Origin of the sequence: Pontivivens ytuae (genome assembly GCF_015679265.1) — a bacterium.
Lineage (GTDB): Bacteria > Pseudomonadota > Alphaproteobacteria > Rhodobacterales > Rhodobacteraceae > Pontivivens > Pontivivens ytuae.
In genome coordinates this window covers 649,232-663,789 of record NZ_CP064942.1, presented here as the reverse complement: position 1 = coordinate 663,789, position 14,558 = coordinate 649,232, and the positions used below count along the sequence as shown (strand labels likewise).

Below are 14,558 nucleotides of genomic sequence, written 5' to 3'. Positions count from 1 at the left end.
GCGAGTAAATTCGACTTTCCAATACTGCTTGCAGGGTCTCCCCATCGGGCAACGTGATCTCTGTCTTCTGATCTGGCGTAAATCTTAAGGTAGAAGGCACAGGTTCGCTACGCACAACGGCAAGCAGAAGATTTCTATTTTCGTATGCCAACAAAATTAAAATGACGAATGTACCGATGCCCAAAGCAAGATTTGAATTTCTCGGAGTAAGGCTTGGTATTTTGATTATCCCAAGGTCTTGTCCCCCTAGGAAGCGCGTGAGGACCAAAATTACGCCTACTCCGTAGAGCAGACCTGTCAAAGCGTCGGGCATTCAGTTTCCTAATACGTCTGCAATCATCGAAATCTCGGGCCAGTGTAACTTCCTAGCTGCGACCATGGATTTGTAACGCCTACACTCTCAGCGACCTAGGTTGGAGTCAAAGAGCTTCGAAAGCAGTCATTAAGTTGCGAACTATGAGCGGCTGCAAGGTCCCGCAGAGCGCTAGCTCATCGGATGTTTGATTTCGCGCAAGCAGCGAATGGCCGGTCTGACGGGTCGCACCGCAGCGACTATAACCCATGGCCAATGTCGGCTATGGGCCGCGAACAGAGTTTCCTCCGCAAGACAGACCAGGAGTAGGGCCGTCCTTTAGTCTGTAAATCGCGCGCCGAGGGCGGCAGCCATTCGCCCGATAGCTGCGATCTGAGGGGCGTCCTGGCTCAGATAGTCTTCGCCAGCGTATCCCCACCAATCCCAACATCCGTTCGGATTGCCACCAAACCAGTTCCACCAGGGCTGTCCTTCCCCCCTAGAACTGGGCCATTACATTGGCCGCGAGAGGGGGATTGGGCATGGCGAGGAAGCGACATTCAGACGAAGACATCTTGAAGCTGCTGCGTGAGATCGAGCTGAAGCTGACGGCGGGCGATGACGTGGCCACTGCATGCCGCGGCGTCGGGATCAGCGATGCGACATACTACAACTGGCGGAAACGGTTTGGCGGGATGGGCCGGTCGCAGCTGTCGGAGATGAAGAGTTTGGAGAAAGAGAACGCCCGACTGAAGAAGATCGTCGCCGAGCTCGAACTGGACAAGCTCATACTCAAGGAAAGCCTGAACCACCTAAAGCCCAGGGCCTGACCACAGAGGAGCTTCGTCAGGCCGTCCTTCACACACGCCAGAAGCTTGCCACGTCTGAGCGGCGGACCTGCCGGGTGATTGGCCTGGCGCGGAGCTCCCTGCAATATCAGCCAACACAGAGAGACGATGATGCGCTACGGTTGGCTCTGATCCGGTTGGCGAAGCAGTACGGGCGATATGGCTACCGCAAGATCACGGAGCTGCTTCACATGGAAGGCTGGCGGGTCAATCACAAGAAGGTCGAGCGGCTCTGGCGTGAGGAAGGATTGCAGCTTCCGCAGCGGCACAAAAAGCGCAAGCGGCTCTACCACAAGGGCAGCTCGATCATCCGGCTTCGGCCCACGCACCCGAACCATGTTTGGGCAATAGACTTCGTGCATGACAAGCTCAGCAATGGGCGCAGTTACAAGATGCTGACGGTTCTCGACGAGTTCACGCGGCAGGCCTTGGCTGTTGTGGTCCGCACCAAGATGGGTGCCGACGAAGTTCTCGAAGCACTCTATCCGCTCCTGCTGCGCCACGGTTCCCCGGAGTATATCCGGTCCGATAACGGACCCGAGTTCGCAGCAGAGGCGATGCAGGGCTGGCTTCGGCGTGTTGGGATCAAGCCCATCCGCATCTACCCAGGATCACCCTGGGAGAACGGATACAACGAGCGCTTCAATGGGACATTACGGCGAGAGGTTCTCAATGCGGAGTGGTTCACGACGACCAAGCAAGCTCAGATCGTCATCAATCACTGGCTCAGGCAGTACAATCACACCTGCCCGCATCAGGCACTCAACATGCGCCCACCCGTTCCTGAAACAATATTAGAGAAACCCCTGATCAGTGGCCCAGACACAACATCGGTGAGCATGGCGGTTCCTTTCATGAATCCCGTCAGCTCAGTGCGGTGCCTCCACCTCCTCATTTTCCTAACCTTATCAGTAAGATAAGTCCGAAAAACTACCGTCAACTGGGCTTAATATGATGACGGTATGCCTGAAATGCGCTTGTGACAAGTCCAAGATGTCCCGTCAGTCGGCCCGTCGTCAGACTTCTTTGCAGGACGAAAGTAGGCGAATGTATCAGAGGTATTTTTATTTTGAAAACAACGGGCTACCAACTGTTCACTGATAGCTCCCGATCGTCTTCAACGCTTCGGAATCATTCCCACTCGATGGTGCCCGGTGGTTTGGAGGTGATGTCGTAGGTCACGCGGTTGATGCCGTCGACCTCGTTGATGATGCGGGTCGCGGTTTCGCCGAGGAATTCGTGGGAGAACGGATAGTAGTCTGCCGTCATCCCGTCGACGCTGGTCACTGCACGCAGGGCGCAGACATAGTCGTAGGTCCGCCCGTCGCCCATCACGCCGACCGTGCGCACCGGCAGCAGCACGGCGAAGGCCTGCCAGATCTCGTCGTAGAGGCCGTGCTTGCGGATCTGGTCGAGGTAGACCGCGTCGGCCTTCCTCAGGATCGCGAGCTTGTCGCGCGTGATCTCGCCCGGGCAGCGGATCGCGAGGCCCGGGCCGGGGAAGGGATGCCGGCCGACGAACTGCTCGGGCAGGCCAAGCTCGCGGCCCAGGGCGCGGACCTCGTCCTTGAAGAGCTCGCGCAGCGGTTCGACCAGCGCCAAGTCCATCCGCTCGGGCAGGCCGCCCACGTTGTGATGGCTCTTGATCGTGACCGAGGGGCCGCCGGTGAAGCTGACGCTCTCGATCACGTCGGGATAGAGCGTGCCCTGCGCGAGGAACTTCGCTCCGCCGACCGACTTTGCATGCTTCTCGAACACGTCGATGAAGAGCTTGCCGATGGTCTTGCGCTTCTGCTCCGGGTCCGTCACGCCGTCTAGCGCATCGAGGAACAGGTCCGCCTCGTCCGCATGGATCAGTGGAATGTTGTAGTGGTCGCGGAAGAGGGTCACGACCTCCTCCGCCTCGCCCTGCCGCATCATGCCGGTATCGACGAAGACGCAGGTGAGCTGGTCGCCGATCGCCTCGTGGATCAGCACCGCGGCGACGGAAGAGTCCACGCCGCCCGACAGCCCGCAGATCACCTTCTCCGAGCCGACTTGCTCGCGGATCTGGCGGATCGCCTCCTCGCGGTAGGCGCCCATGGTCCAGTCGCCGGAGAAGCCCGCGAGATCAGTGAAGTTCTTCAGGAGCCGCGCGCCGTTGACCGTGTGGTGCACCTCCGGGTGGAACTGCACCGCGTAGAACTTCCGCGCCGGGTCCGCGGTGATCGCATAGGGCGCGTTGGGCGAGGCACCGATCACTTCGAAGCCGGGGGCGAGTGCGGTGACCCGGTCACCGTGGCTCATCCACACTTCCTCACGACCCGTGGAGAACAGGCCGGTGAACATCGCGTCGTCGCCGTGCCCGCCGGTGGGCTCGACATAGGCGCGGCCGAACTCACGCTCGTGCCCTGCCTCCACGCGGCCGCCGAGCTGCTCCATCATCACCTGCTGGCCGTAGCAGATGCCGAGCACCGGCACGCCTGCACCGAACACACCCTCCGCCGCGCGAGGGCTGCCTGCTTCCGTGACACTGGCCGGGCCACCGGACAGGATCACCGCCTTCGGCGCGAAGTCGGCGAGGAAGGTGTCCGTCACCTTCTGGAACGGATGGATTTCGCAGTAGATCCGGGCCTCGCGCAGGCGGCGCGCGATGAGCTGCGTCACCTGGGAGCCGAAATCCACGATGAGGAGGCGGTCATGGCTCTGATCGGTCATGACCGCCCGTTAAGCCAGACGGCGGCTTCTGGCAAGCCGCGCTCAGATCGCGGAGATCCGGCCCGTCATGCGCCAGACCACCGCCGAGCCCACGGCGAGGCAGCCGAGGAAGAACGGCGCGCCCAGCGAGGTGGGGGCGATGGACAGCACGAAAAGGCCGATCAGGACGTAGCATGAGAGGAGGAGGAAAACGGCGAGTCGCATCATGGGGGTTACTCCGTGGGGGGCGGAACGTGCCACTGTTGTATCGTGACGTAGGGTCACCCTCGGTGCGAATTGTCACCAAAACGCTAACGATCGGAGGAATTTGCGTCATGAAAGCGTCTTTCAACCGTCACGTGTGCCGACGACAGTGCCTCGCGTTCAACCACCCCCCACAACAGAGCGAGGTAACACCATGACGACGCACCTTCTTCGGGGGACGGCGCTCGCAACGCTGTTCGCCGGTGCCGCCCTGGCCCAGTCCGTCGATCTCGGCCCGCGCCCCTATTTCCTTGTCGACCAGATGCGCGACGGCGAGCTGAAATCCCAGCTTCAGGCCTGCGAAGGTCCTTGGGAGACCTCGTCCTTCTCCATCGGTCACCGCGGTGCGCCGATGCAGTTCCCCGAGCATACGGTCGAGTCGAACGTCGCCGCCGCGCGCATGGGCGCGGGCATCCTGGAATGCGACGTGACCTTCACCGAGGATCTGGAGCTGGTCTGCCGCCACGCGCAGAACGACCTGCACACCACGACCAACATCCTTGCCAGCGATCTGGCCGAAACCTGCGTGACGCCCTTCACCCCGGCCTCCGGCGATACGGAGGCGGTGGCCGAGTGCCGGACGTCCGAGATCACGCTGGCCGAGTACCGCACGCTCGAGGGCAAGATGGATGCCGCGAACTCCGCCGGCACCACGGTCGAGGAGTACATGGACGGCACCGCCGGCTGGCGCACCGACCTCTATGCCGCGACGACCGGCACGCTGATGACCCATGCGGAGTCCATTGAACTCTTCGACAGCCTCGGCGCCGACTTCACGCCGGAGCTCAAGTCGCCCTCCGTCGAGATGCCGTTCAACGGTTTCTCCCAGGAGGACTACGCCCAGAAGCTGGTGGACGAGTACAAGGCGGCGGGCATCGATCCGTCCCGCGTGTGGCTGCAGTCCTTCAACCTCGACGACGTGCTCTACTGGATCGAGAATGAGCCCGATTTCGGTGCGCAGGCGGTCTATCTCGACGACCGCTACGAGGCGGAGGACGAGGATGAGGGCCTGATCGACCCGATGGACGCCTCGACCTTCCGTCCCACGATGGCCGAGCTTGCCGAGATGGGCGTGCAGTACATCGCGCCGCCGACCTGGATGCTGGTGACCCTCGACGACGCGGGCGAGATCATCCCGTCCGTCTATGCCGAGGAGGCGCAAGCCGCCGGTCTCAACATCATCACCTGGACCATCGAGCGCTCCGGCCCGCTGGGCACCGGCGGCGGCTGGTACTACCAGTCCATCGCGGACGCGGCGGTCGAGCGCAATGACGGCGTGATGATGGAGCTGATCCACGTGCTGGCCCAGGATGTGGGCGTCGCGGGCATCTTCTCCGACTGGCCGGCGACGACGACGTTCTATGCCAACTGCATGGGTCTGGACTAAGACCCGAAGGGCAGGGCGGTCCGCCGTCCTGCCCACCCTTCAGGAGCGGACCATGCAGACAGAGGACAGCGCGGCGCAGGAGCGGTTCCAGCACTGGCTCGCCCATATGGACGCCTACCTCGACGAGCTGATGCTGAGCGTGCCGCCCGACATCGCGGCCCGGCTCGACTACACGGGCGAGAGCCTCGACACGATCGAAGCCCGCATCCTCGACCGCTTCCCCTCCATCGAGCATGCCAAGGCGCAGGAGGCCGCGGCGGAGGTGAACCTCTACGCCATCTATGTCGGCGAGGTCTTCCGCAAGGCGCTGGGCGGGCGCTGGATGCTGCCCACGGACGATCCGAAATACGCCTATTACCGGCTGCCCGTGCTCGACTACGAGCACCGCTCCACGATCTGCCCGATCACCCTCGTGACCGCGTCCACCTCGCGCCGGACGGGGGAGTTCATCGGCCGGGTCTTCCACAACGCGGTCGCGCGGCCCTAGCCCCGGCGGCCCGCCCGTGATAGGCGCGACGGGCTCAACCGGATTGCTGCCGTGCTTCGCCCCGCCACCACACCGCCGCACCTGATCACGCTGATCTTCGCGACCGCGCTGTCGGTGGTGACGCTCAACCTCTTCCTACCCGGCCTGCCCGCCATCGCGGAGGAGTTCGATGCGAGCTACGCCACCGTCAGCCTGTCGCTGAGCGGCTATTTCCTCGTGACGGCGGTCGTGCAGCTCTTCGCCGGGCCGCTCTCAGACCGCTACGGCCGCCGTCCGGTGATCCTCGGCGGGCTCGCACTGTTTTTCGTGGCCTCGGTCGGTTGCCTGCGCGCGGAGAGCATCGAGAGCTTCCTGTTCTGGCGCGTCCTGCAGGCCGCCGTCGCCTCCGGCGCGGCCCTCTCGATGGCCGTGGTGCGCGACACCGTGCCGGAGCGGGAGGCCGCGCGCCGCATCGGGCTGATCGGGATGGCCATGGCGCTCGGCCCCATGGTGGCGCCGCTCATCGGCGGACTGCTGGGTGAGGCCTTCGGCTGGCGGGCCTCCTTCGCGCTTTACGCCGCGCTGGGCTTCGGCCTGCTGCTCCTCGTCTGGGCCGATCTGGGCGAGACCAATGGCAGCCGTGGCCGTCCGCTCCGGGAGCAGATGGCCGACTACCCGCGGCTGCTTCGGGACGGGCGCTTCTGGGGCTATGCGGCCACCAGCGCCCTGTCGCTCTGCTGCGTCTTCGTCGTGATGCTTGGGGCTCCCACCTTGGGTGAGGCGGAGTCTCTGTCGCAGGGCGCCGTCGGCCTGGCGCTCGCCGTCACGCCGGTGGGCTACATTGTCGGGACCGGTGCGACGACGCGTCTGGCACGGCACTTTCCGGGGCCGCGACTGATCCTGCTCGGCAGGTTCATCTCAATGGGCGGCATGGTGCTGGCCCTCGTCCTCGCGGTCACCGGCGTGCCGCTTGCCCTCTACTTCGGCTGTTTTGCGGCAATCGGGATCGGCAACGGGCTGACCCTGCCGGCCGCCTATTCCGGCGCGATGTCCGTCCGGCCGGAGCTGGCGGGCAGTGCCGCGAGCCTCGTCAGCGCGCTCAACGTCATCGTGGGGGCCGTGGTCACCGCGGCGGCCGGAGCGATGCCGGCCGTGATCTCCGATCGGGCGGGTCTCGCCCTTGTCCTCGTGCTGATCTGCACCGGCGCGCTCGCCGCGGGTCTCTTTACCCGCCGCATCGTCGCGCGCACCGCAACCGCCTGAGCACAAAGTAGAAACGGAGCGACGGTCGAGACACACCGTCGCCCCGTTTCAAGCCGTATCCGGGGGCTGGGATACGACACAGGCTCCCACAATAGCCTCCGGTGGCACGGCAGCCGCCAACGTGGTCGCGTGACAAGGGAGGCCCCGCGAATAGACCGCAGCGGGGGCCGCGCGGGCAACCTGTCGAAACCGATAGTGTGGCTAAAGATCAATCAGGCCGCGGGTCAGCGCGATGGCGAGCGCGTGCTCCCGCGTCGTCGCCCCCAGCTTGCGCCGGGCCGCGGCCATATGCATCCGCACGGTCACTTCCGCGATGCCGCAGCGCTCCGCGATCCGGTCGTTGCGCAGGCCGAGGCCCATGAGCTGCAGGATCGTCCGCTCCCGCCCCGTCAGCGTTCCGGTCTGGCCCGCATAGACGTCCCCGAACTTCGCCTGCCCGAACCGCTCCGTCAGCAGCGACAGCGTGAGCCGCAGCAGGGGCTCCCCGTCCTCCGCGATGAAGTCCTCCAGCGGCTGGTCGGAGGCGAGGTTGATCACGCAGCGCACATCCTTGCGCGCCGTGAGCGACGCGCGGCCGTAGGTGCACTGGTGGCCCTCCTGCTTCATGCTGTCATAGATGTCGCGCAGGGGCTGCGCCTCCGGGGCGTCCGCCACGTCCTGGATTTTCACCTCGGTGCTGCGCATCGCGTGGTGCACCATGGGGTCATGCTTGGCGAAGTCCTCGCGGATATAGGTCGAGATCCACTCCTCCGACATGGTCGAGCGCATCCACAGGATCTCGCCCGTCCGCGCGTCCATCTCGCCCATGTTGACGCCGGACACGCCGTGGGCGCGGATCTGCTCCACCGCGCGTTCCCATCCGGCCTCATCTGCTCCGCAGGAGGCCAGCATGTCGAGGCGATCGATGAGGCGGTTTTGGTAGGGCACGACACATTGTTTCGTGTTCGCCGCCCTCCTGCAACAGTCTTGCGCGGCGAGGGCGGAGGCCAAGGAGTCGCAGCACTCCGTTCCAGAAGTAGAGACGCCGGGCAGCACGCGCCTCCTGCTCTATCTTTGCAAATTTGGCCTGCTCCTCGGCATAGCTCGTCTGTTGCCGCGGCGCGGGCCGCGGTGGCTGAATCATCGGCATCATGGGATCTGCTCCTGTCTGGATAGGCCCAAGATGTGCGCCGACAGGCCGCTTGCCCATGGCCAGGGACGGGAGTACCTTTGCATTCATGCAAAACACTCTCGCCTGGGACGACATCGCCCTCTTCTCCGCCGTGGCCCGCGCCGGCAGCCTGACCCGCGCAGCGGAGGAGGCCGGGTGCTCCGTCGCCACCCTCAGCCGCCGGATGAAGGCGTTCGAGCGGCGGAGCGGCCGCCGGCTCTTCCTCCACGGCGCGCAGGGCTACACCGTCACTGCGGATGGCCGCGCGCTCCTGGACCGCGCCCGCCGGATGGAGGCGGTCGCGGCCGAGATCGCCACCTGGCAGGCCGAAGGCACCGGGCCGGTGCGCGTCCGCATCTCGGCCGGCACCTGGACCGGGCTGCAGCTCGCCGAGGATCTCTCCCGCGTCTGGCGGCCCAGCGCGGGCTGGGTGCCGGAATTCGTCCACTGCAACCGCGACCTGGACATCGCCCGGCGCGAGATCGACATCGGCATCCGCAACCGCCGTCCCGAGCAGCCCTGGCTCGCCGGACGGCGCACTGGGGTCATCGAACACGCGGTCTATGCGACGTCCGAGGAGGTCACCGGCTGGATCGGCGGTAGTTTCGAAACCGCGCCGCTGCCCTCCGAAGCCTGGATCTCGCGGCACCACGGGGCGGAGATCGTGACCACCGCCAACGACCCGCAACTGCGCATGATCATGGCCGAGGCGGGGCTCGGTCGTGTCATCCTGCCCATGTTCGTCGGCGAGACGCGGCCCGCGCTCATCCGCCTTTCGGATGCGATCGAGGAACTGACCCGTGACGAGTGGCTCGTCTGCCACCACGAGGCCCGGTTCGAGCCGCCGATCCGCGCCGCCCTCGACGTCCTGGCGGACATCCTGTCGCGGCGCGACTGGACCGGCGTGGCCCCTGCGGCCTAGAGTTCGCGCAGTTCCGCGGAGGCCCTCCTTGCCCGACCCCGTCCACGCCGTCCTGACCGGAGACGTCCTGCGCTCCGGCAAGCTGCCGCCCGGCGCCCTCGACCGCCTGTTCGAGGTGATGGAGGCCGCCGTGGCCGATCTTGCCAAGTGGGATCCCGCGCCGCGCACCACGCCGCTGTCCCGCGTCCGCGGGGACGGCTGGCAACTGGGCCTCGGCGATCCGCTCTATGCCGTGCGCGCGGCCTTCTACATCCGGGCGCGGCTGACGGCGGTGGACCGCGATTTCCGCACCCGCATCGTCATCGCCACCGGCCATTTCGAGCCCTGGGACGGCGCCGACGTCGCCCGAACCGGAGGTGACCTCATCCGCGCCGCGGGCACCCGCCTCGACAAGATGCGCCGCCGTCCGTGGCTCGACATGCTGCGCGCGGACGATTCCGACCCCGCCCTCACCTCCGCCGCCATGGCCCTCGCCGACGGGGTGTCGCAGCGTTGGACGCAGGCGCAGGCCCGGGTTCTGTGCCATTCGCTACAGCCGGACGCGCCGGATCACGCGACGATTGCGGAGCGTATGAGCCCCCCCGTCCGGCAGCAGGCCGTCACGGCCCACCTCGTGCGCGCCGAATTCGAGGCGATGGAGCATCTGTTACGAGCTATTGAACAACGCGATTCAATTGTAAAATGATTTACAACCAAATTCGGTTGTTAATGCGAAGACAGCCTCCAGAGGCTGCAAACCGGAAAGCAGCCGATCAAGGCTGCAGACATGCAGGCCACCGATGATCGAAACCCTCGTCCCGCTGCTCTTCGCCCACATGGTCGGCGACTTCCTGATGCAGCCGGGCGTCATGATCCGCCGCAAGCGCGAGCCGCTGATGCTGCTCGCCCATGTGGCGACCCACGTCCTGCTCGCCGCACTGGCGCTGGGCACCGTGCCGATCTTCGCGCTTTTGATCCTTGGCGGCACGCATCTGGCGATCGACGCGCTCAAGCTGCGCTTCGGCGGCGGCTGGCGGGGCTTCGCGCTCGACCAGGTGGCGCATCTCGCGGTGATCGGCGGGCTTGCCCTGGTGCTGCCGGGCCTCTGGTCTTGGCCCGTTCCGGAGGCGCTGCCGGTCATGGCTGTCGCCGCGGGCCTGATCGCCGCGCTCCAGATGGGCCGCTTCGGCATCGGCGCCTTCATGGACGACCTGATCGCGGGCGATACGGAGTGGGAGGGGCCCGCCCTCGGCCTCAAGGACGGCGGCACGTATATCGGCCTCGCCGAACGCCTGCTGATCTTCGTCCTCGTCCTGCAGACGCAGTTCGCCGCCATCGGCTTCCTGATCGCGGCGAAGTCCGTACTCCGCTTCGAGGCGACCCATGACAAGCGGCAGGCGGAATACGTCATCGTCGGCACCCTCGTCAGTTTCGCCTGGGCCATCCTCGTCGGCCTCGCGACGCAGGGTCTCCTCGAGCGCCTCGCCGCTTGAGCTCCGGGCCGGAGCATCTTATCTTTCCGCTCAGGTATTCGAGGAGTGCTCCGATGTTCGCCATCCCCGGCAAACAGGCCGTGACCATGACCGACCGCGCCGCCGCGCAGATCCGCAAGCTCATGGAGCATGGCGGGACCAAGGGCCTGCGCGTCGGCGTCAAGAAGGGCGGCTGCGCGGGCATGGAGTACACCATGGACTACGTGGACGAGATCGACCCCCATGACGAGGTGGTCGAGCAGGACGGTGCGCGCGTGATGATCGCGCCCATGGCGCAGATGTTCCTCTTCGGGACCGAGATCGACTACAAGACAGCGCTTCTCGAAAGCGGGTTCGAGTTCAACAACCCGAATGTGACCGAGGCCTGCGGCTGCGGCGAGTCGATCAAGTTTGCAGGAATGTGACGCTCAGCCACAGGTTGCATGGATCGGCGGATTTTCGCGCGTGAAATGTTTGTAATGCCGGGCGGGTTGGCCATAGTGCCCGAACCTCACCTTCTCACCCCCCGGAGAATGTCATGCCCCGCCCCCTCCTTACGCTCCTCTGCCTCTGCCCCGTAGCGGCCTTTGCGCAGGTGGTCGACCAGACGCCGCCGCTCGATGTGCTGCTGCCCCCGGCCGCCTCCGCCGAACCTGCCCCGACCGAGACCATCGCGCTCGCCATCCAGAATGTCGTCTCCGACACGCCGAACCTTGCGCTTGAAACCAACGCGCAAGGGGAGGAGATCATGGTGATGCTCTCCGACGTCCTCTTCAGCTTCGGCGAGGCCGCGATCCGGCCCGAGGCCGAGGCGACCCTCTCCGCAGTCGCCGAGGTGCTCTCGGGCATGGAGGGCGTGGTGATCGAGGGGCATACCGACGTGATCGGCCCCGCCGATTTCAACCTCATCCTCTCCGTCCAGCGGGCCGAGGCGGTCCGCGACTGGCTGATCACCGCGGGCGTACCCGAAACGACGCTGGAGGTCGTGGGCCGCGGCGAGACCCAGCCCCTGCCGCCCGAGCGCCTGCCCGAGGGCATCACCCGCCGCGAGGAGCTGTCGCTCAACCGCCGCGTGGAGTTTGTTCTGCCATAACAACCGGGTTACACAGGCGGCGGTCCATGAAGCACAGGAGCGCCGCCATGCCCGCCATCCGCCCCCTCGTCGCCGGAAACTGGAAGATGAACGGGCTCCGCGCCGCGTTGTCCGAGGTGACGACGCTCGCCCAGATGCACCCGACGCCCTCCTGCGACGTGCTGATCTGCCCGCCCGCGACGTTGCTGGCCCCGATGGCCGAGGTCGCCGCGGGCACGTCGGTCGCGGTGGGCGGGCAGGACTGCCACGCGGCGGCATCGGGTGCCCATACCGGAGACATCGCGGCGGAGATGATCGCGGATGCTGGCGGCACCGCCGTCATCGTCGGCCACTCCGAGCGCCGTGCCGATCACGGCGAGGATGACGCCACCGTCCGCGCCAAGGCCGAAGCGGCGATCCGCGCGGGGCTCACCGCCATCATCTGCGTGGGCGAGACGGAAGCGGAGCGGGACGCGGGCCGCACCCTCGACGTCGTACTGGGGCAGCTCGCGGGTTCGCTGCCCGAGGGCTCGCTCGGCGCCAGCGTCGTCATTGCCTACGAGCCCGTCTGGGCCATCGGCACTGGCCGCGTGCCCGAGCTCTCCGACATCACGGAGGTCCATGATGCGCTGCGCGCCGATCTCGCCAAGCATATGCCGGAGGCCGAAGCGGCCCTCGTCCGCCTGCTCTACGGCGGCTCGGTGAAACCGGGCAACGCGGCGGAGATCTTCGGGATCGAGAACGTCAACGGCGGCCTCGTCGGCGGCGCGTCGCTGAAGGCGTCCGATTTCGGCCAGATCGTCGCCGCAGCGGGGTAGGGGGCGTCAAAGGCGTACCGCCCCGGACCCCGATCCGGGGCCGCCCGATGCAGGCCACCTCGCCTTAACCTCAGCACTTCAGCAGCAAAAGGTCCCGGCGCTTCGGCCGGGACGGTATCAACAAGACCAATCGCCGCGGACCTGATCCGGGGCCGCTTTGTTCAAAGCGCCAGCACTAGCCGGGACAGCCAGAAATCAGGCGTGGCCGCCCATCAGGCTGCGGGCTTGGCCGACCCAGTCGTCGCGCATCGGGCGGTCCTTGAATGCCGTCAGTTTCGCGCTGATCTGCTGAAGATTCTCCTCCGTCAGCTCCGCGATCTGGGCAAAGCTCGTGAGACCCATCTCGTTGAGCTCGGCGGCGAGCTTCGGGCCCACGCCGCGCATCCGGGTGAGGTCGTCATTCGCAGCTGGAGCAGGGACGGCGGCAGGCTCGGGCGCGGCCTCTTCCGCGGCACCCACGGCCTCGGCCACGTCCTCGAACTCCGCATCCTCGATATTGCCTTCGGTCAGGACCGTCGCGCTCTCCCGCGTCGGGGCGAAGACCTGGGGGGACACGGCGCCCCACATCATTTCCTCGAACCGCCAGTCGATGCCGAAGAACGGGGCCGCCGGTGAGAAGCTGACCCAGTAATCGACAAGCGTCTCCCCCTCGCGGGGCAGTAGAACGGCGGGCATACCCATCATCATGTAGAACTCTCCCTCGGCGATGTTGCGCCGCAACATTAGCGGAATGCGAGTCGCGGCGCAAATGCCCTTCGCGTCAGGCCGCGATGCGGGAGATGCCGTAGTGCCGGGCGAGGCGGCCGAGCGCGATCTTGAGCACGACCTTGCCCGACCGGGCCGACCAGCCAAGCCGCTTTTCCGCGGCCTCCAGCCCCTCCAGGAAGCAGCAGCAGCGCAGGGCGATGTCGCCGAGCCCCGGTCCGAGCGCGGCGAGCGCCGCCGTCACCCGGTCGCGCGCATCCTGCGGTCCGGCAAGCCCGTCGCCGCCCGGCAGAACGCCGTCGGCGGGCACCAGGAACCGGTCCCAGTTCTGGCCGACGCGCGGACCCATCTGCGCCCGTTCGAAAGCCTCGCGCAGGCGCTCGCCCGCCTCCAGCTCCTCCCCGCTCAGGAAGGGCTTGCCGTCCGGCCCCTTGCGCCGGGCGAGGGCCGCGAGCGGGCTTTCGGCGAGGTTGACGGTCAGCGTCCGGGTGGTGCCGTCCGCCTCCATCACCTCGCGCGGGGCTTCGTCGCGGTGCTGCGCCGCAAACGGGCTGTCGCCCTCGCGCCGCTCCCGCTTCGCCGCGGCATCGCCAGCCAGCAGCCGCTTCAGCGCGGCACGGCCGGCGGAGGTGATGACGTAGCGCATGACACGCCCCTTCGTCTCCACCGCGATCCAGTCGCGCAGGCGGAAGGCTTCGGCGATCTCGACCGGGCAGGTCGCGATCCGGGTCATGCGGCCCGAAGCGGTGCGGAAGATCACCGCCTTGTCGAGACCGGAGGTCACGGCCAGAAATGCCGTGCTTTCGCTCAGCCGCCGCAGGATGCGCCCGGCTTCGCGCTCCACCTGCGCGTCGGTGAGGGTGTCGGGGGAAAGCGCCTGATGGACCATGGGAAAAATCTCCTCGAGCGGCAGATCCCCTGTCCCCTGCCTTTCCGGCAGCCGCGCCGCCGCCCGATCGAGAGCGTGATCGAGCAGACGATCCTCCCTCTCCGCCTCGACCCGCGAAATGGTGCGGGCGAGGGTCGAGGGATGATGTCCCAGCCCCCGCGCGAGCCTGCGCAACGGCACCGACAGGCCGACATGAGCGAGGTAGCGATGGTAGCTGGGCGCGGGGCAGGACCCCGCGGGCCGGGGCGAACCAGCCGGGAAGGATGACATGGACAAAAGATCAAACCGAATAGTGTGGTGCTGAAAAAAGCGTCGGTAGGGAAACGTTAATCCGGCGAATCCTACCAAAGCGTTA

The 14,558-nt window shown here is 66.2% G+C and carries 14 protein-coding genes and 1 pseudogene; 10 read left to right on the top strand and 5 right to left on the bottom strand.

What is annotated here, in order from left to right:
- Positions 1–834: 834 nt before the first annotated feature.
- A pseudogene (locus I0K15_RS03100) lies at positions 835–1,937 on the top strand (IS3 family transposase); the annotation flags it as partial.
- 334 nt (positions 1,938–2,271) lie between these two features.
- On the opposite strand, the gene guaA reads toward I0K15_RS03100, so the two are convergent.
- Both guaA and I0K15_RS03090 read right to left on the bottom strand, forming a co-directional pair.
- A complete protein-coding gene (gene guaA / locus I0K15_RS03095; protein ID WP_196103981.1) occupies positions 2,272–3,837 on the bottom strand; it encodes a glutamine-hydrolyzing GMP synthase in 1,566 nt (521 codons plus the stop codon).
- 42 nt (positions 3,838–3,879) lie between these two features.
- Positions 3,880–4,044, bottom strand: coding sequence for a hypothetical protein (locus tag I0K15_RS03090; RefSeq protein ID WP_196103980.1), 165 nt, complete (start codon positions 4,042–4,044; stop codon positions 3,880–3,882).
- Between the two features lie 190 nt (positions 4,045–4,234).
- Between I0K15_RS03090 and I0K15_RS03085 the strand changes: the two genes are divergently transcribed.
- The 3 genes from I0K15_RS03085 to I0K15_RS03075 are packed head-to-tail and all read left to right on the top strand — an operon-like array spanning position 4,235 to position 7,196.
- The gene (locus tag I0K15_RS03085; protein WP_196103979.1) at positions 4,235–5,467 is read left to right on the top strand and encodes a glycerophosphodiester phosphodiesterase family protein; all 1,233 of its coding nucleotides are present in this window, start codon (positions 4,235–4,237) and stop codon (positions 5,465–5,467) included.
- A 52-nt stretch (positions 5,468–5,519) separates the two neighbouring features.
- Complete coding sequence (locus tag I0K15_RS03080) at positions 5,520–5,954, top strand: hypothetical protein (RefSeq protein WP_196103978.1); 435 nt, start codon at positions 5,520–5,522, stop codon at positions 5,952–5,954.
- Between the two features lie 51 nt (positions 5,955–6,005).
- A complete protein-coding gene (locus I0K15_RS03075; protein WP_196103977.1) occupies positions 6,006–7,196 on the top strand; it encodes a Bcr/CflA family efflux MFS transporter in 1,191 nt (396 codons plus the stop codon).
- Between the two features lie 201 nt (positions 7,197–7,397).
- Here I0K15_RS03075 and I0K15_RS03070 read toward each other — a convergent pair whose 3' ends face one another.
- Positions 7,398–8,123, bottom strand: a complete 726-nt coding sequence (locus tag I0K15_RS03070; protein WP_196103976.1) for a helix-turn-helix transcriptional regulator — start codon at positions 8,121–8,123, stop codon at positions 7,398–7,400.
- A 290-nt stretch (positions 8,124–8,413) separates the two neighbouring features.
- On the opposite strand from I0K15_RS03070, the gene I0K15_RS03065 reads away from it, so the two are divergent.
- From I0K15_RS03065 to tpiA, 6 genes are all read left to right on the top strand, one after another.
- Positions 8,414–9,268, top strand: coding sequence for a LysR family transcriptional regulator (locus tag I0K15_RS03065; protein ID WP_196103975.1), 855 nt, complete (start codon positions 8,414–8,416; stop codon positions 9,266–9,268).
- Between the two features lie 28 nt (positions 9,269–9,296).
- A complete protein-coding gene (locus I0K15_RS03060; protein ID WP_196103974.1) occupies positions 9,297–9,953 on the top strand; it encodes a hypothetical protein in 657 nt (218 codons plus the stop codon).
- Between the two features lie 94 nt (positions 9,954–10,047).
- Positions 10,048–10,740, top strand: coding sequence for a DUF3307 domain-containing protein (locus I0K15_RS03055; protein WP_196103973.1), 693 nt, complete (start codon positions 10,048–10,050; stop codon positions 10,738–10,740).
- 53 nt (positions 10,741–10,793) lie between these two features.
- Positions 10,794–11,144 (top strand): HesB/IscA family protein, encoded by a 351-nt coding sequence (locus I0K15_RS03050; RefSeq protein ID WP_196103972.1) that lies wholly within the window; start codon positions 10,794–10,796, stop codon positions 11,142–11,144.
- Between the two features lie 113 nt (positions 11,145–11,257).
- Complete coding sequence (locus I0K15_RS03045; RefSeq protein ID WP_196103971.1) at positions 11,258–11,812, top strand: OmpA family protein; 555 nt, start codon at positions 11,258–11,260, stop codon at positions 11,810–11,812.
- 56 nt (positions 11,813–11,868) lie between these two features.
- Entirely contained in the window at positions 11,869–12,609 is a 741-nt protein-coding gene (gene tpiA / locus I0K15_RS03040; RefSeq protein WP_196105345.1) for a triose-phosphate isomerase, read from the top strand.
- Between the two features lie 195 nt (positions 12,610–12,804).
- On the opposite strand, the gene I0K15_RS03035 is transcribed toward tpiA, so the two are convergent.
- Positions 12,805–13,332 carry a hypothetical protein gene (locus I0K15_RS03035; RefSeq protein WP_196103970.1) on the bottom strand — a complete coding sequence of 176 codons (528 nt, stop codon included), beginning with the start codon at positions 13,330–13,332 and terminating at the stop codon, positions 12,805–12,807.
- A 37-nt stretch (positions 13,333–13,369) separates the two neighbouring features.
- Positions 13,370–14,473: a DUF6456 domain-containing protein gene (locus tag I0K15_RS03030; protein WP_196103969.1), complete on the bottom strand. Its 1,104-nt coding sequence runs from the start codon at positions 14,471–14,473 to the stop codon at positions 13,370–13,372.
- Positions 14,474–14,558: the final 85 nt, after the last annotated feature.